Genomic DNA, 20,323 nt, shown 5'->3' with positions numbered 1-20,323 from the left:
CATTGATAGATTAAGAGCGAAATATCGTGTAAAATTTAGTCAATCTTGTCGAAGAAGATCATGTAGTAGTTAATCATAATCATTCATGTCATAACAAACTAGATCTATTTTAAAATTTTGAGGAGGCATTCTCTTGAGCAAATCGAATCTAAACAAATTTTTATTCTCTTCAGCTGTTGTTGCTGGAGTTGTAGCAGTTGCTCCACAAGTGTCGGAAGCAGCAGTAGGTGACCAAACGTTAAAACAAGGTATGTCTCATCAGGACGTAACAGAACTGCAAAACATACTTAAAGAAAAAGGCTTTTTTACATACCATAAAGCAACAGGTTATTTTGGTACATATACACGTGACGCTGTATTGGATTATCAAAAAGAAAACAACCTTCGCGTTGACGGAATTGCTGGACCAGAAACGTTCGGTTCACTTTTAGGAAAAGAATCTACTACTAAAGTAGAGAAAAAAGAAACGACAACTACTCAATCGAATTTACTTAGAATTGGTAGCAGAGGAAATGATGTTACAAATCTACAAGACGAATTACGTTCTTTAGGTTACTTTAACCAATCTTCTACTGGTTATTATGGTTCCATTACCCGTGATGCTGTTGTTGCATTCCAAAAAGCGCAAAACTTACGTTTAGTAGATGGAATTGTTGGTCCAGAAACACGCGGTGCCCTAGGTACAGCTGACGCGAAGCCAGCAGCTTCTGAAACGGTATCAACAGAAACAAGTACGCCAGCTAAGGAAGAACCAAAACAAGAAGCTACGCAAACAGTAGAAAAAGAACAAGCACCGGCAGAAACACCGGCATCTTCTTCTATGCGTGTAGGCGTTCGTGGCGAGAATGTAACGGATTTACAGCAACAGCTTCGTTCATTAGGGTACTTTAATGCAGAGCCGACTGGTTATTATGGCGAAATTACGAAAAAAGCCGTAATGGAATTCCAACGTACAAATGGCATTTCCGCAGATGGAATTGCTGGACCAGCTACAGTACGTACGCTTAGCGGTAGCCCGGCTGCAGCGAGCACTGGATCAAGCTCATCTTCAAGCGAGAGCACAAGCACTGGATCAAGCTCATCTTCAAGCGAGAGCACGAGCACTGAGTCGAACTCATCTTCAAATGATTCAACTGCTTCTGAAAGTACAAGTTCAAATAATACAGCGGCAGCACCGGCTCCAAGTACGAACACAAATACAAATACAAATAACGCAGCACCTGTAACGAATACAAACACAAGCAATACGTCTACTTCAAGTTCAAGTAACGTTGTATCAGGTTTAATTTCTTCAGCTCAATCTGTTATTGGCGTACCTTACTTATGGGGAGGAACATCTCCTGCAGGATTTGACTGTAGTGGAATGATTCAGTATATCTTCCGTCAAAATGGAATCGAACTTCCTCGTACAGCAGCAGCTCAGTGGAACGCTGGTACATCAGTAAGTTCACCAAGCATTGGCGATATCGTCTTCTTTGAGACATACGCAGCTGGTCCAACTCATAATGGGATTTATATTGGCGATAACAAGTTTATTCACACTGGTTCTTCTCGCGGTGTAGAAGTCTCTGACTTAAACAACTCCTATTGGGCTCCAAGATATTTAGGCGCTAAACGTTTACACTAAGATTACTGAGATAAGCGGGTATAGATGATTCCTCATCTATACCCGCTTTTTTTAATAAGCATGCATCATCTGTTTATTTTTAGTAGGGATCTTCTGCTTTCCTTTTTAAATTAGGAAGAAATCGCTACCACTGGAAATCCTCGGAGTGTATACCAGAAAAAAACCGAACATACACACGCGTTTTATCTGGTTACAGAACGTGCATTCGGGTATAATGTGAGGAAGGAGGTAGGCAGATGACAAACGAAAAGGCAATTTTATTACTGGATATGGAGTCTTTTTATGCTTCGATCGAACACGCGGAAAACCCTCAGTATGCAGGCAAGCCGCTTGTTGTATCAGGTGACCCGAATCGACGAAGTGGTGTTATCTTGGCTGCCTGCCCGCTTGCGAAAGAAAAAGGGATTCAGAACGCAGAGCGTCTCTATGAAGCGCAACAGAAATGTTCTGATGTAGTTGTTGTGAAGCCCCGAATGCAGAAATATGTCGATGTGTCTTTACGTATTTCTAAGCTGTTAGGGGAGTATACAGACTTAATTGAACCCTACTCCATTGATGAACAATTTATGGATGTCACCGGGAGTCAACGTTTGTTTGGAACGCCTCAAGAGATTGCATCAGAAATTCAAGCCCGTATTAAAGAAGAAATGGGTTTAAGAGCTCGAGTAGGAATTGGCGAAAATAAAGTACTTGCTAAGCTTGCCTGTGACTTATTTGCAAAAAAAAATAAAAATGGTATTTATACGTTAACAGAAGACATGATGGAGTTAGCGATTTGGCCACGTCCTATTAGTGATTTATTTGGTGTAGGAAAACGAATGGATATTCACTTTAAAAGCATGGGCATTCGGACAATCGGTCATTTAGCACAAACAGAAGGATCTCGCATAAAAGAAAAGTTCGGTTTACATGGCCAAGTGTTGTGGATGTCAGCAAACGGTATTGATTATTCTCCTGTCACTCGCGCAGCGCATGCTGGTAGAAAAGGGTTTGGCAATGGCATGACGTTGCCACGTGACTATACGACGAAAGAAGATTTACACGTAGTTTTATTAGAGCTATGTGAAGAGGTTTGTTCAAGGGCACGACACGCAGGTAAAATGGGCGCAACAATAAGTTTAGGATTAAATGGTGCAGATCACGTGGAGAAGCGTAGTTTTCATCGTCAATTAACGCTTCCAACTGAAACAAATATTACGATGGAAGTTTTTAACGGTGTCAATCAACTTCTCGAACGATACTGGGATGGGTTTCCGGTTAGGAGAGTCAGTGTAGGTATGACAAATCTCCAAAGCGACCAGAATTGGCAGATGAGCTTATTGGACGATAATCAAAACCGTGATCGGCTGTCGCAAATTGGCTATGTTATGGATCATATTCGTGATAAATATGGTAAAGTGGCAATTCAGCGAGCCTCATCTTTAAAACAGGCTTCTCAACTACTAGACCGAAGCAAAAAAATTGGTGGTCATTACAAATAAAAAAAGTGCCTGTTTTATTTAACGGGCACTTCTTCTACAAGATCGTCCACTTCTAAAAGGGCAGTCATAAGTTTAATAAAGGTTAACTCATCAAGGTATTCTTGGCTTGTACGAATAGACGCTTCAAAAATGCGTTGATCTTCACGTTCTTTAATGAGCGTCGCACTTTTAAATGTGTCGTCGTCATTCATTTCGACAAATACATAGTCAAAGAAATCGAACATAGGATACTCTTCAGCAGACAATTCTTCATTGGCAGAACGTAAAGCGCTAATATGCAAATCCAGTGGAATATCAGGATGCGTAAGTCCAATAATTAACGTAATTGGTTGAAAATCTTCATCTTCGCGATTCGTAAAACTATAAGAGTGCTCTCCTAAAGAACGCTTTTGATAGCCTTCAGGTAAATAAATGCTAAAGGTATGAAAAAGGGTGAAATGTTCAACAGAGAATGCGTATTCGTCATCTTCGTAAAGCGCGGTGAAGACGGATCGTTCTTTTTCATGAGCCTGATTTTCTTCATCATAATAAGAAGATCGATCTTGTAATTTATCAAGAAGAGAATCAGTATCAGCTTCAACTTCTATTTCTTCATCATTAGCAGAAGATAGAATAGCATGAAACAGGCTGACAACCTCTGCGTAGGAATTTGGATCTTCTTGCCTCGATTCAGGTGTGTTCAATGTTGCGATATACATATGGTCGGCTTGTTCATCAAAGTGAACGAGACGATGAATGGTTTCATTCGTTGTTTCGATGGTGTAATAGTAGTCAAATAGTAGCTCCGGAAAGCGTTCAAGATCAATGTCACTCGGTTCATTTACATTTGAACGCAAGGATAGCGATGTGTAGTCCCGTTGTCGAGCGAGATCAAAATCAGATGGAAGTGATTCAGTACGAACAGAGACCTGTAAATGATACGGGAGGTCTGGTGTATCCGTAAACGTTAAGGAATCATCATTAGCTAATACATCCATTCCTTCAGGTACGATATAAGTCGCATCAAAAGGTGCCGTTACGGCTTGTGCAGAGAGTATTTTTGTTTCATTTCCAGCCGAGAACGAAAGCTCATTTTCCATTTCGTCATAGGGAACATCTTCCTCTTCAACAGGTGCTTGAGGGTTACCCTCGTCAATGGGAGAGGTATTAGATGAATCATCGGGATTTGCTGGAGCAGGACTACTTTCGGGTGTTGTGCATGCAGCAAGCATCATCACACCAAAAAGAACACTCACAAGTCGCAATTGCGCGCGAACAGTGAAGGGTGTTTTCATCGAAAGTTCCTCCGTCTAAGTCAAATTTTAGTATTAAAAATCTTTTCCTATCTTACCATGAAAACGGATGCGAAAGTATGAAAGATTTTGTACGTGCTACAAAAGCACATCCTTGTATTCAGGGTGTTGCTCAAACTGTTTTTTTGCATAAGGACATACAGGGTTAATCCTTTGCTTGTGTGTGCGAGCATCATCAACGAGAGATGAAACTAGCTCTGCTCCTAATCCTTGTGCTCGGTACGCTGGATCGACAAATGTATGAGTAATAGTAAGGACTTCTTCTTCTTTTGTAAAAGTGAGCTCTGCAATTGGTTGTGAAGCCGTTTTTTCAATCCAGTAGCATTGAGGCGACTTTTGTATCTCCATGACGTGTCACTCTTTCTGTTGTTAGATTTTCAATACGAATGGAATAGCCAGTTTCGCTATCGTGTTTATTTATCTCTTATACCCGTCACGCTATCATTTAATCGTACTAGAATAGTGTCAACGATAAAAATGAAGCCTATACATGAAAAATCAAAAAAGCTTTGGAGTAGGCCCCAAAGCTTTTAACCGTTATTCTGCTAGTTGTTTTGCCCGATGAGACTGCCATCTCCACGAGTCCTCGCACATTTCTCCTAACCCACGCTCTGCTTTCCACCCTAGCTCGCGCTCTGCTTTCGAGGCGTCTGCATACGTAACAGGTGCATCGCCTGGGCGTCGTTCGACGACCTTTTTAGCTATCGTTTTGCCTGATGCTTCTTCAAAAGCGGCAACAACTTCTAATACACTGTACCCATTCCCTGTACCAAGGTTATAAGCTTGAGCACCGCTTGTCTCTTCAAGTTTTTCAAGTGCTTTTAAATGGCCTAATGCTAAATCAACCACGTGAATATAATCGCGGATACACGTACCATCTTCTGTTGGGTAATCATCACCAAAAACGGAAAGCTCTTCTCTTATACCAACGGCAACTTGCGTAATATAAGGCATTAAGTTATTTGGAATACCACTCGGTTCTTCGCCAATTCTGCCGCTCTTATGCGCACCGATCGGATTAAAATACCGCAACAACGAAATGCTCCATTTTTCATCCGTAGCAGCAAGATCGCGCAAGATCTCTTCAATCATAATTTTCGTACGACCATATGGATTGAGTGCTTGAATGGGTGCATCCTCATGAACAGGCACTTGTTCAGGAATGCCGTATACTGTGGCAGATGAACTAAAAACCAATTTATGTACGCCATGACGTTCCATTGCTTTACATAGTTGAATCGTACTTAGTAAATTTGTTTCGTAATAGTGTAGTGGTTTTTCAACGGATTCTCCAACAGCTTTTAATCCAGCGAAATGAATAACTGCGTCAATCGTATGATTTTCAAAGACTTGATCCAAACCGTTTGTGTCTAACAAATTTGTTGAATAGTACGTAAGTGATTTACCTGAGATCGCTTCAATTTCCCTTAACGTTTCTTCACGACTATTCGCAAGGTTATCAACGACAATGACGTCATAGCCAGCTTGTAAGAGCTCTACACATGTATGACTACCTATATAACCGGCGCCTCCTGTGACAAGAATCGACATGGACAAAAACTCCTTCTTTATAGATGAGATTATGTTCAGTATAGCAAAGAAAAGGAAACAACAAAATAGCTGGCTATTTCATACGCGGTTAGGAAAAAACATGGTATGATAGATTGAAAGAAGTGGAATTAAAGGGGGACCGTCATGGAGAGAGAGAAACAGTGGCATGACCGGATTGATTACACATTACTATTTCTCGTTTTTTTGCTTTTATGTATAAGTGCAATGGCTATCTATGCAGGAACGACTAGTCAATATGTGGACGAGGCTTATCGGCATGTGTATATGTTATCACAAGCGCGTTGGATGCTTATTGGTGTAGTGCTAATTGTCATTATCATGTTTTTAGATTACGAATATTTTAAATATTTAACGATACCGGCTTATACATTTGGAATGATATTACTGTTAATTGTTGAATTTTTTGGGGTGTCAAGGAACGAAGCAACGAGATGGATTGGGATTAATAATACGCCTATCTATCAACCGTCAGAGATTATGAAAATTATATTAGTGCTAGCGTTAGCGCATCTTGTTATGTATTTGAACAAACGCTATAAAGAGCAAAATCTAAAAACAGACTTAATGAAACTGGGACTGATTTTAGCCGTTAGCCTACCACCTATTTTCTTAGTATTAAAACAACCTGATCTTGGTTCAGCCCTTGTACTCGTATCAATTGTGGCAGTAGCCATACTTGTATCCAATATGTCGATGAAGATTATTCTTATGTTAGCAGGCATGGCAACAGCTTTTATTGCCCTTATCTTTTATTTATTTTTTAATTATGTCGATTTACTTATTCAATGGGAGCTATTAGAACCACATCAACTTGTACGCATCTACGGATGGTTATATCCAGAAGAATATGCGACGAGCTACGCGATGCAAACGCTAGGGGCAACGACTGGTATTGGCTCTGGTCAACTATTAGGCGTTGGTTTCTTAAACAGTGTGCAAGCAGCAAATGCTGCGATCCCCGAAATGCATACAGATTTTATTTTTGCCGTGATAGGGGAAGAGTTTGGGTTCGTTGGTTCAACGCTCGTTATTTGTGTGTTTTTTCTGCTTATTTATCGCATGATTATGTTAGCGATGGCGTGTAAAGATTTATATGGAACCTATATGATTGCAGGTATTGCTGGGATGCTAACGTTTCAAATTTTTCAAAACATCGCGATGACGGTTGGTTTAATGCCAGTCACAGGTATTGCTCTACCGTTTTTAAGCTATGGTGGAAGTGCATTGATGACCAATATGATTGCGATTGGGATTGTTTTAAATATTGGGATGAGGCAGAAAAGCTATATGTTTGAACCTTCAAAAGAAGCGGCGAGGCTAGACGAATTAAGAGGAAGACACGCATAAAGAAAGCTTGCTATGCCCTGGCATAGCAAGCTTTCTTTTGTGCAATTAGTTAAGTGTAGATAATGCGTCTGTTCGTTGTTCGCTGCCTCCAATAATTTCAAAGGCTTTGCCGTGAGTAGCTTCATTTGTTAATGATTCAATTAATACAGCTGCCACATCGGCTCTTGATATAGAGCTATCCGAGAGTTGCTCAAATTCAGCTTTAGCTTGAATAGTGCCTGCTGGCTTGTCATTCGTTAAAACCCCTGGGCGTACAATGCTATAAGATAAGGATGTGGACATTAGTACTTGATCTGCGACTGCTTTGGCAACCATATAGTGTTTAATTTTGTCTGGCTGGGCATCTGGGTTGCCTGCCCCGATGGAACTTAACTGAACAAACTGCTTAATCGATGCGTCTTCTGCGTAACGAAAAGCTTTTATGGCACCCCATAAATCAACGGTTAGCGTCTTATCAGCTCCGGTTGAACCACCAGAACCAGCTGCGAATAGTACCGCATCCGCTTGTGTGAATGCTTCACTGAAATCATCTTCTAAATCGGCAATCACGACGTCATCTGCTCCTAGCTCCTTCATCGTCTCGACTTGTTCCTTTTTTCGAACCATGGCAATTGATGTATGTTCGCTTTCCTGCAATTGTTGAATAAGGTGTTTACCGACTTGTCCATTCGCTCCAATAACGAGTACGTTCATGAATGTTATTCCTCCTAAGGTATTCACTGATGTGTGTATGGATTCCCAAGGAGCACCTATTTAAAACCTCTAAGTTTATAACGAGTCGGTGGATATACCGTACCAAAAAATGGTCCAAGCTTCTTTAAACCGCCGTTGAAAGTCATCGTCTTCATAAATAAAACTTTCGGTAAAAAGCCCATCAAGCAAGCAGAAATACGCTGAAAGAAACATTTGTTCAGGTATAGGTTTAAACCGCTTTTCTTTTTGTCCTTGTTGAAAAAGCTCGTGAAGGGTGCGATGAATCGCTTCATCTCCCTTTAGAACAATGGAAAGAACGTCTTGTTTGAGATCAGCTGGTGGAAACAACATGAATCGTTTATACATAGCACCTTCTTGTTCGTACATAATAAAATCGCAGCTGTTTTTCAATACATGATAAAGCCTTGTTTTACTTTCTGACGTTTCATACTGTGCGGCAGTCGATGCAATGGTATCAACAAGCTGGCTTGTGATTCGTTCGCATAGTAGTAAATAGAGCTCGGCTTTGCTTTTGAAGTGATTGTACATAGAGGGTTTTTGAATGCCAACTTCTTTTGCGATCTGAGCTAAAGTGGTTCCTTCGTACCCATGTTTTGAAAAAGAGTGACGTGCGACGTCCATGATTCGTGCTTTTGTATTCATTGTGTCATCCTTTCGGAAAAAAGATTGTCAACATTATTAAAGCGTGTTATACTAACTACCGGTAGTTAGTATGATGAATAAATAAAGGTGCGTGACTCTATATGTGGATGTTCGTAATTATAGCAGGTATCTTTGAAGTCGGCTGGGCAACTGGTCTTAAGTATGCCAGTACACCGTTTGAATGGGGTCTGACAACCATTGGAATCGTCGTTAGCTTTACGTTACTTGTCCGTGCTGCAACGGTTTTACCGACGAGTACAGTATACGCAATATTTGTAGCACTTGGTACTGTTGGGACAGTATTTGTTGATATTTTTCTATTTGGTGCATCGTTTAATCTATGGATGTTCTTTTTTATTGTTGTCTTACTCGCAGGGGTATTAGGGTTAAAACTTGTCACAGGTAATAAAAAGGTTGAAGGGGTGGATGAAGCATGAGTTGGATCATGTTAATCATCGCCGGTATCTTTGAAGTAGTAGGCGTAAGTGGGATTCAGATGATTGCAACAGGCGAAAAGAAAAAGGGTTTTAGTATCTTAATTGTTGGCTTTATTATAAGCTTCACCCTTTTAGGATTAGCAATGGAAACGATCCCCCTCGGTGTGGCATATGCAGTGTGGACTGGAATTGGTACAGTCGGTAGTGCGCTAGTTGGTATGTTCTTCTACAATGAATCAAAAGATCGGTTAAGACTATTCTTTATCGGTCTCGTTGTTGTTGCCGTAATTGGTTTACGGTTAGTATCTTAGAATTAAAAAAGGAGCGCTCTTGCGCTCCTTTTTTGTGTCGCTTTATAAATCAAGATGGCTACGCATTTCGTCTCGTACACGCGCTTTTTCTTCATCATTTACAATCGCATACCACAAGCCGTCAATCGTCTGTCCTGTATAATTCACTTCAATTTGATCTACTTGATCGAGTGCATCGATATAATCGGACTGGTAAGACCACATATCGCCTAATGCTAAGTCCGTTCGAACAGTAGAGCCTAATACATCAAGAATATCTCCTGCTTTTGTAATCGAACTAAGGGAAGCCGCTTCGTTCATTAATGCTTCGATTACATCCCGTTGTCGATTAGCGCGTCCTGCATCGCCGCGAGGATCGTCATAGCGCATGCGTGTATACTTTAGTGCTTCTTCGCCGTCCAAAGAAATGGTCCCTTCTGGAAATTGAGAGCCATCCATTGTAAAGGAAAGGTCATTGTAGACTTCGACGCCATTAAAAGCATCAATAAGGCGAGTGAACCCTTCCATATTAATTCCGGCATAGTGATCAATAGGGATATCAAACGCTTCTTCAATCGTATTAATTAACATTTCTGCCCCGCCGTATGCGTGGGCGTGGTTAATTTTTTCTGTTGTCCCTCTACCGACAATGTTCACACGTGTATCGCGCGGAATAGAAAGCATCTTCGTAGATCGTTCTACCGGATTTAATGTCATCACAATAATGGAGTCTGAACGACCTACGACATCTTCTTCACGACCAGGTGTATGGTCAACACCAGCTAGTAAAATGGAAATAGGTTCTCCTTCTTGAATCTCGGTTTCACGAATGGGCGAAGACCCTTGACGATCACCAAGTGGCTCATACATTTGATTAGCAGTGTTTCGTATATCATTAAAGATATAAAGGCCTACTCCAATTACGACTAAAAAAAGGATTCCAAAGATTAATGCGGTTACTTTCAGTGCCGTTTTTTTCTTCATTTAAAAACGCCTTTCTACTATTAAAATGGTAAATGTAACGATGTATGTATTCATTCTCTCTTACTAGGATAAAAGAAGCTGATCATAAGAACAAGAACATTTTGTTGTAATTTTTAGTGAAAAGTTCGTTTTCCTGGTCTACAAATACAATAGATGCGGTCTAATCCTGTTTGAAACAGTAGAATTAGCAATAAAAATGACGATGATTTATCAATATTGTTAGTCAAATTATGATATAATTCGATTTGAGTTATGGTATACGTTTAGGAGGTTAGCGATTAGATGGAAGAAACGATAAGTTTGAAAGAAATCTTTCAAACATTAAAACAACGCTGGAAATTGCTCGTTGCGATTCCGTTGTTAGCAATGTTAGCTGGTACGTTAGTAAGTGTTTTTGTCCTTACTCCAAAATACGAACGTTCTGCAGAATTATTAATTTATCAAGCAGGTACAGAGGAAGGCGTAACTCAAAACGATGTCCGAACAAGTTTAGAGCTCGTCGGTACATATACGCAGATCATTAAAAGCCCTCGTATTTTAAATGATGTCATTGAAAATGGGAACTTAGATTATAGTCTTAGTACACTTCAAAATATGGTGTCTGTGACAAATCAAAACAATTCCCAAGTGCTACTTGTAACGGTTGAAGCTGACAAACCAGAAGAAGCAACAGCCATTGTAAATGAAATTTCAACTGTATTTGAAGCGCAAATTCCCGATATTCTAAGCACAGATAATGTAACAATCCTATCAGAAGCAGTAGTTGGTGAAAATCCATCACCATCGAGTCCTAATACAATTTTAAATATGGCGATTGCGTTTGTTGTTGGATTAATGGGAGCAGTAGGATTAGCATTTTTACTTGAATACTTAGATACAACAGTGAAATCAGAAAAAGATATTGAGAAGATCTTAAACCTTCCTGTTCTTGGAGTAGTCTCAACGATGGATGCTGTTGAACCGGCGAGGAAATCGTCATAGCTTAAGAAAGTAGGTGACTTATGGCCAGGTCAACTCGTACGAAAAAAGGTCAAGGACAAAAGAAACGCCAGCTTATTGCAGATGTAAATAAACATTCTCCAATAACAGAGCAATATCGAAATATCCGTACAAATATTGAATACTCTGCTATCGATACAGACATCCAATCTCTTTTAATTACGTCTGCCGGTCCAGGGGAAGGGAAGTCAACGACGGCTTCTAATCTCGCAGTTGTAATGGGACAAAACGGACAACGTGTTTTATTAATTGATGCTGATATGAGAAAGCCTACCGCACATTATACATTCAGCCTAATGAACACACACGGTTTAACCAATGTATTAACAAGGCAGCAGAAGCTAGTCGATGTTGCGCAGGAAACGTCCATTGAAAACGTTAGCTTGCTAACATGCGGACCCGTCCCGCCAAACCCAGCTGAGTTGTTAAACTCAAAAATGATGGAAATAGTGATTAAAGAAGCATGTGAGAACTTTGATATGGTCATCATTGATACGCCACCAGTTATGGCTGTAGCGGATGCACAAATTTTATCTAGTAAAGTGGATGGCACTATTATTGTAACGTCAAGCGGAAAGACAGACCGCGATCAGCTTGAGCAAACGAAAGGGAATCTAGTGAAAGCAAAAGCCAACATACTAGGTGTAGTACTTAACAATAAGCCAATTGATCAAAATACGTACTATTATTATCAATAAAGGAAAAAGGGGAGAGCTGGATGATTGACATTCATAGTCATATCTTACCCGGGCTCGATGATGGGGCAAAAACGATTGAAGACAGTATCGCAATTGCCGAGCAAGCAGTGAGCGAAGGGGTTACAGCGATGGTGGCAACGCCTCATCATCAGCACCCGAATTTTCCTCTGCTAGATGGATCGTTTTTACACGATGCGGTGGCGGAGTTAAATGAGGAGCTCAACAAACAAGGTATTCCTCTGACGGTTATGGTCGGTCAGGAAATACGTTTGTATGGAGATGTACCAAGTGACCTAGCGTCCGGTTCAAGCTTAAGTTTAGCAAACAGCAAATATGTTCTTGTGGAATTTCCTTCAAATGATATACCTGTCTATGCAACACGTTTATTCTATGAACTAGGTTCTCAAGGGTATATTCCAATTATTGCACACCCAGAGCGAAACAAGGTGATTATGGAATCACCAAACAAACTGTATGAGCTGATTAAAAACGGTGCACTTGCTCAGTTAACATCATCTAGTTTAACTGGTTATTTTGGCAAAGACATTCAAACGTTAAGCGAGCAACTGATTGAAGCGAATCTCGTTCATGTAATCGCATCCGATGTTCATAATACATCGAATCGCACGTTACGTATGCAGGAAGCATATCAAGTCGTAGAAGATCGATTTGGTTCCCAATTACTGTTTGAATACAAGGAAAATGCTCGATTAATTGTTGAAAATAAGCATATTTACCTTGAGCCTCCTGAAAGAGTAACAAAAAAAAGAAAGAAGCTATTTGGATTATTTTAATGGTTGCTTTGAGAAGCTCTGTAGTAGAGTTTCTTTTTTTATATAAATAAAGTTTAGAATTTTTAAAAATAATTTGCTTGTTCGAAATGGGATTGCTAAAATAATAGTTAAATCAAAATGAAAGCGCAAACAAATAGAGAGGGGTTTTTGGCAAATGATGAACACACCTTTAACCATTCCGCCAATGTTAGAACGCGCGGAGCGTTATTTCCCATCTAAGCAAGTAATCTCAAGAACGTTGGATAACATGCACCGACTGTCTTACAGAGAGATTGGCAGGCGCACAAGAGCTTTAGCAAGTGTACTTAACGAGTTTGGACTAAAGCGCGGGGAGCGCGTAGGGACGGTTGCATGGAATCATCATCGCCATTTAGAGGCCTATTTTGCTGCCCCAGGTTTAGGTGCTGTGCTGCATATGATTAATATGCGACTTTCCTCAGATCACCTTGTCTATGTGATTAATCACGCTGAAGATCGCATACTGCTAATTGATGAAGATCTTTTGCCAATTGTAGAAGCAGTGAAAGACCAGCTGACATCGGTTCATACTTATATTGTTTTAACGGATAAAAAAGAAGTGCCTCAATCAACCCTCGAGCCTTTGTATTCATATGAAGCGCTACTAGAAAAAGGAAACCCGAACTTTGCTTTTCTCGAGGATCTTGATGAAAATGAACCTGCGGCGATGTGCTACACGTCTGCCACAACCGGGAAACCAAAAGGTGTGTTATATACACATAGAGGAATTACGCTTCATAGTTTAGTTCAAGGTATGGTTGATACAACAGCTATATCGGAAAATGACGTCTGCATGCCCGTTGTGCCTATGTTTCATGTTAACGCATGGGGATTACCTTTTAGCGCCACTTTTTATGGGGCGACTCAAGTTCTTCCTGGACCTCAGTTTACACCACAACTGCTCGCAGAGTTAATCGAAAGTGAACATGTTACATTTACAGGAGGTGTGCCGACGATTTGGCTTGGTCTCTTGCAAGTAATAGAAAAAGGGAACTATGATTTAAGTAGTCTTAGAGCGGTCATATGCGGTGGCTCGGCAGCCCCTAAAAGTATGATTGAAAGCTTTGAGAAAAAATTAAACATTCCTTTTTTCCACGCATATGGAATGACTGAAACCTCCCCAATTGTTTCCTACGCTCGGTTAAAAAGTTATCAACATAGCTGGCCAGAGGAGGAGCGATATCATATCAGGGCAAAGCAAGGGATGGCTGTTCCCCTTATTGATATAAAGGGCGTAAACGAAAACGGAGACATTGCGTGGGACGGGAAGGAGATGGGTGAGCTACTTATTCGTGGTCCGTGGATTGCCGATCATTACCACGATGATGAGCGAAGTCAAGAAGCTTTTCGTAACGGCTGGCTTCATACTGGGGACGTTGTGACGATTGATGAAGAGGGCGCTATCAAAATTGTTGATCGGACAAAGGATTTAATTAAAAGTGGTGGCGAATGGATCTCTTCTGTTGATTTAGAAAATGCCATTATGGGACATGAAGCCGTTCTTGAAGCGGCGGTAGTATCCGTTCCTCACGAGAAATGGCAGGAGCGTCCTGTAGCGTGTGTTGTATTAAAAGAAGGCGGTGTCGTGACTAAGGAAGAATTAAATGACTACTTGGCTACTCAATTTTCGAAATGGTGGTTGCCTGATGATGTTCTCTTTATGCATCAGCTTCCACGCACGTCAGTAGGTAAGTTTTTAAAGCGGGCATTGCGGGAACAAGTAGTAAGCGCAAAGAAGGAATCGTGAAGGCAGTCTTAGGACTGCTTTCTTTTTATTCCATTGCACGAAAGGTTTGCTTCTGTCCCACCTTCTTCTGCATCTCATGGTACACTATGGTGGAGAGGGGAGGAGGATCCGTAATAAACAAAGGTCGGCAATACCCTATGAGAGAGAAACGTATGACGATAAGAACACGTGTCTTGCTTGTGTTCTCTATTCTTGTCGTGATACTTATCTCATTATTCACACTTGTTCATGCTTATTTTGAAAGCGTTAACTTAAATCAGGAATATAAACAATTATCAAGACAGACCGCCAATGCCCTCTCCTTCATGCCAGCATTAGCGAACGCCCTACATGAAAACGATGTAAGCGAAGTTCAAGGTATTATTGATCGAGTACGCCTTCAAGCATATAACCCACTAGTCTCTGTCATAGATGATAATGGAAAAGAAATGTTGTCTGGAAAAGAAGATGAGACACGACATAGTTTACAGGCAACGCTTGTATTTGGTTCTTATCGGACAGAACGAACGGTGTTGCATGGAGAAGAAGTGATTCAAACGACAGCACCAATCTATGACCAAATAGGTGATGCAGAACAACTGATCGGAGCTGTTCGCGTGTCCTACCCATTAGAAAGAATAAACGAGGTGTTATACGAACGATTGTGGCGCAATGCTTTTGTCGGTTTCGCGGGATTAGCATTAAGTTTACTTTGTGCAGGTATTATTTCATCGAGTATACAGCGTGATACATTCGGTCATGAGCCCGCTCTTATTGCAACGCTTTACAAAGAGAGAGAAGCCTTGATTCAATCTTTAAATGAAGGAATTTGTGCGGTGAATGAACATGGTGACGTAACGTTGTTTAATCCGGCAGCAGCTTTTATCTTGGGAACTGAACAGGCAAATAAAGGCGTTTTGCATAAGTTAGGTTTATTTGAGTCTTTACATAACGGTCAGACGCTCTTTGATGATATGCGAAACATTTCTGGAAAATCGCTCGTTGTGAATTGCCAGCCTCTTTACGAAAATAAAAAAAGAGTCGGCGCTATTTGTAGTTTTAGGGATTTTACAGAAATAAAGCAAGTAAAAGAAACGATGGCGCAGATGCAAGCACAGTCTGATGGTTTAAGAGCTCAGGCTCATGAATTTCGCAACAAGTTATATGTCTTAATGGGGCTTTTACAGCTTGGAAAGCAAGAAGAAGCGCTGACGTTTATTGTAAATGAAACGAGTGTACAACGCGCCCAGACCGTTCCTCTTTTTCAAAAAATAACGGACGTCGGGGTACAAGCACTCTTACTTGCAAAAATGGCAAAAGCGGCAGAAAAGCATGTCCATTTGTCGATAGAAGAGTCTAGTGAATTGCATACGATTGAGCGAATCCCCATATCCGATTTGTCCACAATCATTGGAAATGTGTTAGATAATGCGATTGAAGCAGTGGCAGACACAGAAAAGAAAGACGTGCTTTTTTTTGCAAGTGACGCAGGTGATGAGTGGGTCATTGATGTTTATGATAGTGGACAAGGCTTTAATGAAGATCTGAAACCGCTTCTTCAACCAGGTAGATCGACAAAAGGAGAAGAAAGAGGGTTTGGTCTTTCAAATGTTCAACAAGTATTGGAGAAGTGGAATGGCGTAATGGAAGTTAATGGAATCTCTGATAAGGAAGGCACAGTTGTTTCGATTTATATTCCAAAAACAGAAGGAGATAAGAGATGAATGTATTAATAGCAGAAGACGATTATCGGCTAGTGATGATTCACTCTGAGTATGTCCACGCATGTAGCGGTTTTCATTTACTAGGATATGCACTAAATGGACAGGAATTGTTTAAGCGACTTGATGAAGAAGAGCAGGTCGATTTATTGCTGCTTGATTTGTATTTTCCTGATATTGAAAGGGCGAAGCTGCTCCAAGACGTACGTAGAAACTACCCGGATTTAGATATACTCATCATCTCTGCATCAGACGACATGGCTATTCTTCAAAAGGCTAAACGAAGTGGTGTGTTTGCTTTTTTACAAAAGCCAGTAGATGCAGCGCTGTTCAAGCAAACCCTAAACGATTATGCAGCACAGCAAACTCTTTTTAACCGTTCTTGTGCGACATTTTACAATGAAGATGCAGCACGTGTGTTAGGTGGAAGTCTATCATTAAAACCTGTTTCAACTTTACATACAGATTTACCTTCAGGAATTGATGCGATTACGCTTCAACGGGTGAATGATTTACTTCAACAATTTGAAGAAGGACTAACGATTGAAAAAACATGTGAAGAACTCGGTGTATCGCGGACAACAGCAAGGCGCTACTTAGAGCATCTTGTAAGAGAGTCCACAGTTTACACACAATTAAGCTATGGTGAGATCGGTAGACCTGAGCGGCGATATCAATTAAAGCATCACTAAGAGCTTTGTGACAAAGTGTTCGTTTTACTTACTTCTATAAAAATACGTTTGCGTCAATGGTGTCGATTTTTTTCATCATAGTCGCAAGCGTTTTTTATTTGCTGCTACATAGCTTGGCTTCCAAATGGACAAAAAGGACGAAATGACTGAAAAAGATATAAAGAATGTTAAAGATGTATGCTTGTTTTACGAATCATTTGCATGCTATAGTGCATAAACAGTAATTTTGAAAGCGGTTACTTTAAGGGGGTTTTTAGATGAAGAAATGGGTGCTTGCATGTACTCTAGTCGTTTTGGTTGGATGTTCGACGAATGTAGAGTCAACTGCTGACTTCCCAAATCGGACAGTTGAAATTATTGCTCCAGCAACGCCAGGAGGGGGCTGGGATATGACGGCGCGATCGATACAGCGATCGCTAGTCAGTGATGGACTTCTAGAAGAAAGTGTCACCGTTTTAAACAAACCAGGTGGCGGTGGAGAGGTAGGCTGGCAATACCTTAACCAACAAAACAGTCATTATGCAGCGGTAAACTCTAGCCTATTAATTACGAGTAACCTGCTCGGACAAAGTGATTTATCTTACGAAGATTTTACACCGCTTGCGATGCTATCGACAGAATGGCTCGCCATTGCATCCAGATCTGATACTTCATTTGAAAACGGTGCCGACGTGATGCAGCAATTAAAAGAAAACCCTACTTCCTTGACGATTGGTGTAAGTCCTTCACTTGGTTCAGGCAATCATTTGGCATTTGTTCAAGCAGCTGTTGCGTATGGTATCGACCCGACCGAGCTACAATTTCTTGTTTATAGTAGCGGAGGCGATATTATGAATGCCCTATTAGGTGGGCACATTGATATAGCTACAAATTCTGTGTCCGGTTTTGCCGAACAGTATGAAGTCGGTGAGGTCTCAATCTTAGCCATCACATCAGAAGAGCGACTGGATGCTTTTCCAGATGTTCCAACGTGGACAGAAATGGGTGCGGAAATGGTCTTCCCTCACTGGCGCGGTATTATGGGCCCATCAGAAATGGCTGAAGAAGAGGTAGCGCAATGGGATGAATGGCTCTCTTCAATGGTTGAAACAGAGGAGTGGAATACTATCCTTGAAAATAATGACTTAGACGCTTTTTATATGAATAGTCATGAGACGATTGCGTTTATGGAAGAGCAAGCAACATTTTTTGAAGAAATTATTGTGGACTCAGGTCTTGCACCTTAAAAAGGAGGTTAACAGTATGCAGGTCGTTCGATTATCAATGCCACTTTTTTTTATTGTTTTGAGCGTGGCTTATGCGCTCTTAATCTTGCAGCTACCACAAGCTACACTGGGGGACCCGTTGGCACCGATTTATTTTCCACTCGCTATTTGTATCGGACTTTTTTTGTTTGCCATCATTGATTTAATTCAAGTTATGAAAGAAAAAGGGGAAAAGGATACGGAGGATTTACAATTACTCGTTCAGAAATCAACGCTGATAACCATTGGCGTCATCATTTTACTCTGTCTCGCTTATACGTTGTTATTTGACTACGCAGGCTTTTTGTTGTCTACCGTCGTATTCTTAGTTGTTTTGCTCTTTTATTTAAACGGTTTAAAGAAATGGCGTATGAATGTACTTGTAACAGGCATTGTCTCGTTCAGCACATGGTTTATATTTAGTCATTTGCTTGAAATTAGCTTGCCGGGATTTGGAGGGTAAAGGCATGGAGTGGTCAATCATTATCGATGGGCTTTTTACCGCACTCGAACCAATGAATATGGTGTGGCTCATTTTTGGTGCCTTGTTAGGTACAATCGTTGGAATTCTTCCGGGTCTAGGTCCAGCAACTGGAGTAGCGGTTTTAATTCCACTAACGTTCGGAATGAATCCAGTAAGCGCATTAATCTTAATGTCTTCAATTTATTACGGAGCGCTTTTTGGTGGATCGAGGAGTTCCATACTTATTAATACACCGGGAGATGGTTCGTCCATTGCGGCGACGTTCGACGGTTATCCAATGACATTAAAAGGCCAAGCAGGTCAAGCCATGTCGATTGCAGCGATGGCGTCATTGTTTGGTGGCATCATGGCGATTTTTGGCTTTATCTTTCTTGCCATTCCCCTTGCTCAATTTGCGTTAAACTTTGGTCCAGCCGAGTATTTTATGCTTTTTCTTTTCACATTATCAGCAGTTGTTGCCCTTTCAACAGGAAAAATGATCAAAGGGTTTGTTGCCATGTTTGCTGGTCTAGCGATAAGCACGGTTGGAATTGATCTCCAATCAGGTGTGCATCGATTCACATTTGGTGTTCCGCATTTTACAGATGGTATTAACTTCATCGTCATTATTATCGGGATTTATGCGCTAGGAGAAGTCTTATACAATATGTTTCCAAAGAAAAAAGGACAGCAACCAAAAAATGACCAAGCCATCGGTAGCAAATGGTTTACAAAAGAACAATGGAAACGATCGCTGGGACCGATTTTTCGAAGTGGACCACTTGGTTTCTTTCTCGGTGTTTTACCAGGATCAGGTGGAACGATTTCCTCTTTACTTGCGTATTCTACCGAAAAACAACTATCGAAGCGAAAGGATGAATTCGGTAAAGGGGCAGTAGAAGGACTTGTCGCACCTGAATCAGCCAACAGTTCAGCTGCTGTAGGGTCACTCATTCCTATGTTAACAATGGGTATTCCAGGATCAGGTACAACCGCTGTTATGCTTGGGGCGTTAGTCATGATTGGTATTACTCCAGGACCTTTATTGTTTGAAAATAGCCCGGATCTTGTATGGACGCTCATTAACAGTATGTTTATAGGAAATTTAATTTTAGTCATTATTAATATTTTAATGGTAGGCATGTTAATTAAGGTGTTACGTACACCTGCCAATGTGCTGTATCCTATTGTGTTGGTTTTATCGTTTATTGGTGCATATACACTTGGGTATAGTACCATCGATTTTTACTTGCTCATTATTGCAGGCTTAATTGGCTTACTTATGCGCGTATTAGACTACCCTGTAGCACCATTGATTTTAGCCCTTATCGTTGGTGGAGAAATGGAGCAAAACATGCGTAGAGCCTCCATTATTTATGAGAGTCCACAGGCGATTTTCTTTGCCTCGCCAATTGCAACGACATTGTTCTTCTTAACGTTGCTTTCCTTAAGTTATCCTCTTATTTTGAAGCTATTTAAATGGAGAAAAGGAACTGGAACAGGCGCTTCCATGTAATCTATCAATCGTTATCTTGTATGCATACAATGAAAAAAGTATCATAGGGTAAAAACGTAGAGAAAG

The 20,323-nt window shown here is 40.7% G+C and carries 20 protein-coding genes; 14 read left to right on the top strand and 6 right to left on the bottom strand.

The window, feature by feature from the left end; translation table 11 throughout:
* The first annotated feature begins 133 nt into the window (after window positions 1-133).
* Entirely contained in the window at window positions 134-1,627 is a 1,494-nt protein-coding gene (locus FPV17_RS20085; RefSeq protein ID WP_144560229.1) for a peptidoglycan-binding protein, read from the top strand.
* Between the two features lie 236 nt (window positions 1,628-1,863).
* Entirely contained in the window at window positions 1,864-3,108 is a 1,245-nt protein-coding gene (locus tag FPV17_RS20080; protein ID WP_144560228.1) for a DNA polymerase IV, read from the top strand.
* 14 nt (window positions 3,109-3,122) lie between these two features.
* Here FPV17_RS20080 and FPV17_RS20075 read toward each other — a convergent pair whose 3' ends face one another.
* The 3 genes from FPV17_RS20075 to galE all read right to left on the bottom strand — a co-directional run bounded on the left by FPV17_RS20075 (window position 3,123) and on the right by galE (window position 5,951).
* The gene (locus tag FPV17_RS20075; protein WP_035394314.1) at window positions 3,123-4,382 is read right to left on the bottom strand and encodes a hypothetical protein; all 1,260 of its coding nucleotides are present in this window, start codon (window positions 4,380-4,382) and stop codon (window positions 3,123-3,125) included.
* A gap of 96 nt (window positions 4,383-4,478) precedes the next feature.
* Window positions 4,479-4,748, bottom strand: a complete 270-nt coding sequence (locus tag FPV17_RS20070; protein ID WP_144560227.1) for a GNAT family N-acetyltransferase — start codon at window positions 4,746-4,748, stop codon at window positions 4,479-4,481.
* A 189-nt stretch (window positions 4,749-4,937) separates the two neighbouring features.
* The gene (gene galE, locus FPV17_RS20065) at window positions 4,938-5,951 is read right to left on the bottom strand and encodes a UDP-glucose 4-epimerase GalE (RefSeq protein ID WP_144560226.1); all 1,014 of its coding nucleotides are present in this window, start codon (window positions 5,949-5,951) and stop codon (window positions 4,938-4,940) included.
* 144 nt (window positions 5,952-6,095) lie between these two features.
* Here galE and FPV17_RS20060 point away from each other — a divergent pair, with 144 nt between their 5' ends.
* Window positions 6,096-7,319 carry an FtsW/RodA/SpoVE family cell cycle protein gene (locus FPV17_RS20060; protein WP_144560225.1) on the top strand — a complete coding sequence of 408 codons (1,224 nt, stop codon included), beginning with the start codon at window positions 6,096-6,098 and terminating at the stop codon, window positions 7,317-7,319.
* A gap of 45 nt (window positions 7,320-7,364) precedes the next feature.
* On the opposite strand, the gene FPV17_RS20055 is transcribed toward FPV17_RS20060, so the two are convergent.
* Both FPV17_RS20055 and FPV17_RS20050 read right to left on the bottom strand, forming a co-directional pair.
* Complete coding sequence (locus tag FPV17_RS20055) at window positions 7,365-8,012, bottom strand: SDR family oxidoreductase (protein WP_144560224.1); 648 nt, start codon at window positions 8,010-8,012, stop codon at window positions 7,365-7,367.
* A gap of 75 nt (window positions 8,013-8,087) precedes the next feature.
* The gene (locus FPV17_RS20050; RefSeq protein WP_060704478.1) at window positions 8,088-8,675 is read right to left on the bottom strand and encodes a TetR/AcrR family transcriptional regulator; all 588 of its coding nucleotides are present in this window, start codon (window positions 8,673-8,675) and stop codon (window positions 8,088-8,090) included.
* Between the two features lie 101 nt (window positions 8,676-8,776).
* Here FPV17_RS20050 and FPV17_RS20045 point away from each other — a divergent pair, with 101 nt between their 5' ends.
* Both FPV17_RS20045 and FPV17_RS20040 read left to right on the top strand, forming a co-directional pair.
* Window positions 8,777-9,112: a DMT family transporter gene (locus tag FPV17_RS20045; RefSeq protein WP_035394319.1), complete on the top strand. Its 336-nt coding sequence runs from the start codon at window positions 8,777-8,779 to the stop codon at window positions 9,110-9,112.
* A complete protein-coding gene (locus FPV17_RS20040) occupies window positions 9,109-9,423 on the top strand; it encodes a DMT family transporter (protein WP_144560223.1) in 315 nt (104 codons plus the stop codon). Before FPV17_RS20045 ends, FPV17_RS20040 begins: the two co-directional genes overlap by 4 nt.
* Before the next feature lie 42 nt (window positions 9,424-9,465).
* Here the strand turns inward: FPV17_RS20040 and FPV17_RS20035 are convergent, their stop codons facing one another.
* Window positions 9,466-10,386, bottom strand: a complete 921-nt coding sequence (locus FPV17_RS20035; protein WP_035394320.1) for an LCP family glycopolymer transferase — start codon at window positions 10,384-10,386, stop codon at window positions 9,466-9,468.
* A 282-nt stretch (window positions 10,387-10,668) separates the two neighbouring features.
* Between FPV17_RS20035 and FPV17_RS20030 the strand changes: the two genes are divergently transcribed.
* From FPV17_RS20030 to FPV17_RS19990, 9 genes are all read left to right on the top strand, one after another.
* Window positions 10,669-11,367: a YveK family protein gene (locus FPV17_RS20030; protein WP_035394321.1), complete on the top strand. Its 699-nt coding sequence runs from the start codon at window positions 10,669-10,671 to the stop codon at window positions 11,365-11,367.
* A gap of 20 nt (window positions 11,368-11,387) precedes the next feature.
* The gene (locus FPV17_RS20025) at window positions 11,388-12,083 is read left to right on the top strand and encodes a CpsD/CapB family tyrosine-protein kinase (protein ID WP_144560222.1); all 696 of its coding nucleotides are present in this window, start codon (window positions 11,388-11,390) and stop codon (window positions 12,081-12,083) included.
* A gap of 20 nt (window positions 12,084-12,103) precedes the next feature.
* Complete coding sequence (locus tag FPV17_RS20020; RefSeq protein WP_144560221.1) at window positions 12,104-12,877, top strand: tyrosine-protein phosphatase; 774 nt, start codon at window positions 12,104-12,106, stop codon at window positions 12,875-12,877.
* A 154-nt stretch (window positions 12,878-13,031) separates the two neighbouring features.
* Window positions 13,032-14,642, top strand: a complete 1,611-nt coding sequence (locus FPV17_RS20015) for a long-chain fatty acid--CoA ligase (protein ID WP_144560220.1) — start codon at window positions 13,032-13,034, stop codon at window positions 14,640-14,642.
* A 152-nt stretch (window positions 14,643-14,794) separates the two neighbouring features.
* Window positions 14,795-16,345 carry a sensor histidine kinase gene (locus tag FPV17_RS20010; protein ID WP_186370677.1) on the top strand — a complete coding sequence of 517 codons (1,551 nt, stop codon included), beginning with the start codon at window positions 14,795-14,797 and terminating at the stop codon, window positions 16,343-16,345.
* Entirely contained in the window at window positions 16,342-17,034 is a 693-nt protein-coding gene (locus tag FPV17_RS20005) for a response regulator (protein ID WP_144560218.1), read from the top strand. Before FPV17_RS20010 ends, FPV17_RS20005 begins: the two co-directional genes overlap by 4 nt.
* 257 nt (window positions 17,035-17,291) lie before the next feature.
* Window positions 17,292-18,260, top strand: a complete 969-nt coding sequence (locus tag FPV17_RS20000; protein WP_144560217.1) for a tripartite tricarboxylate transporter substrate binding protein — start codon at window positions 17,292-17,294, stop codon at window positions 18,258-18,260.
* A gap of 16 nt (window positions 18,261-18,276) precedes the next feature.
* A complete protein-coding gene (locus FPV17_RS19995) occupies window positions 18,277-18,741 on the top strand; it encodes a tripartite tricarboxylate transporter TctB family protein (RefSeq protein WP_186370676.1) in 465 nt (154 codons plus the stop codon).
* Between the two features lie 4 nt (window positions 18,742-18,745).
* Complete coding sequence (locus FPV17_RS19990) at window positions 18,746-20,257, top strand: tripartite tricarboxylate transporter permease (RefSeq protein WP_144560215.1); 1,512 nt, start codon at window positions 18,746-18,748, stop codon at window positions 20,255-20,257.
* The last annotated feature ends 66 nt before the right edge of the window (window positions 20,258-20,323 follow it).

It is taken from the genome of Shouchella miscanthi (genome assembly GCF_007725405.1).
Taxonomy (GTDB): domain Bacteria; phylum Bacillota; class Bacilli; order Bacillales; family Bacillaceae_D; genus Shouchella; species Shouchella hunanensis.
Note: the sequence above shows the minus strand (reverse complement) of the source record. Positions and strands in the feature narration are given on the sequence as shown.

What these genes read in the sequence shown, in the direction of transcription:
- FPV17_RS20080 (WP_144560228.1), top strand. Translation starts at nt 1,864, where the DNA reads ATGACAAACGAAAAGGCAATTTTATTACTGGATATGGAGTCTTTTTAT.
- FPV17_RS20040 (WP_144560223.1), top strand. Translation starts at nt 9,109, where the DNA reads ATGAGTTGGATCATGTTAATCATCGCCGGTATCTTTGAAGTAGTAGGC.
- FPV17_RS20035 (WP_035394320.1), bottom strand. Translation starts at nt 10,386, where the DNA reads ATGAAGAAAAAAACGGCACTGAAAGTAACCGCATTAATCTTTGGAATC.
- FPV17_RS20030 (WP_035394321.1), top strand. Translation starts at nt 10,669, where the DNA reads ATGGAAGAAACGATAAGTTTGAAAGAAATCTTTCAAACATTAAAACAA.
- FPV17_RS20025 (WP_144560222.1), top strand. Translation starts at nt 11,388, where the DNA reads ATGGCCAGGTCAACTCGTACGAAAAAAGGTCAAGGACAAAAGAAACGC.
- FPV17_RS19995 (WP_186370676.1), top strand. Translation starts at nt 18,277, where the DNA reads ATGCAGGTCGTTCGATTATCAATGCCACTTTTTTTTATTGTTTTGAGC.
- FPV17_RS20075 (WP_035394314.1), bottom strand. Translation starts at nt 4,382, where the DNA reads ATGAAAACACCCTTCACTGTTCGCGCGCAATTGCGACTTGTGAGTGTT.
- FPV17_RS20055 (WP_144560224.1), bottom strand. Translation starts at nt 8,012, where the DNA reads ATGAACGTACTCGTTATTGGAGCGAATGGACAAGTCGGTAAACACCTT.
- FPV17_RS19990 (WP_144560215.1), top strand. Translation starts at nt 18,746, where the DNA reads ATGGAGTGGTCAATCATTATCGATGGGCTTTTTACCGCACTCGAACCA.
- FPV17_RS20045 (WP_035394319.1), top strand. Translation starts at nt 8,777, where the DNA reads ATGTGGATGTTCGTAATTATAGCAGGTATCTTTGAAGTCGGCTGGGCA.
- galE (WP_144560226.1), bottom strand. Translation starts at nt 5,951, where the DNA reads ATGTCGATTCTTGTCACAGGAGGCGCCGGTTATATAGGTAGTCATACA.
- FPV17_RS20070 (WP_144560227.1), bottom strand. Translation starts at nt 4,748, where the DNA reads ATGGAGATACAAAAGTCGCCTCAATGCTACTGGATTGAAAAAACGGCT.
- FPV17_RS20005 (WP_144560218.1), top strand. Translation starts at nt 16,342, where the DNA reads ATGAATGTATTAATAGCAGAAGACGATTATCGGCTAGTGATGATTCAC.
- FPV17_RS20060 (WP_144560225.1), top strand. Translation starts at nt 6,096, where the DNA reads ATGGAGAGAGAGAAACAGTGGCATGACCGGATTGATTACACATTACTA.
- FPV17_RS20015 (WP_144560220.1), top strand. Translation starts at nt 13,032, where the DNA reads ATGATGAACACACCTTTAACCATTCCGCCAATGTTAGAACGCGCGGAG.
- FPV17_RS20010 (WP_186370677.1), top strand. Translation starts at nt 14,795, where the DNA reads ATGACGATAAGAACACGTGTCTTGCTTGTGTTCTCTATTCTTGTCGTG.
- FPV17_RS20000 (WP_144560217.1), top strand. Translation starts at nt 17,292, where the DNA reads ATGAAGAAATGGGTGCTTGCATGTACTCTAGTCGTTTTGGTTGGATGT.
- FPV17_RS20020 (WP_144560221.1), top strand. Translation starts at nt 12,104, where the DNA reads ATGATTGACATTCATAGTCATATCTTACCCGGGCTCGATGATGGGGCA.
- FPV17_RS20050 (WP_060704478.1), bottom strand. Translation starts at nt 8,675, where the DNA reads ATGAATACAAAAGCACGAATCATGGACGTCGCACGTCACTCTTTTTCA.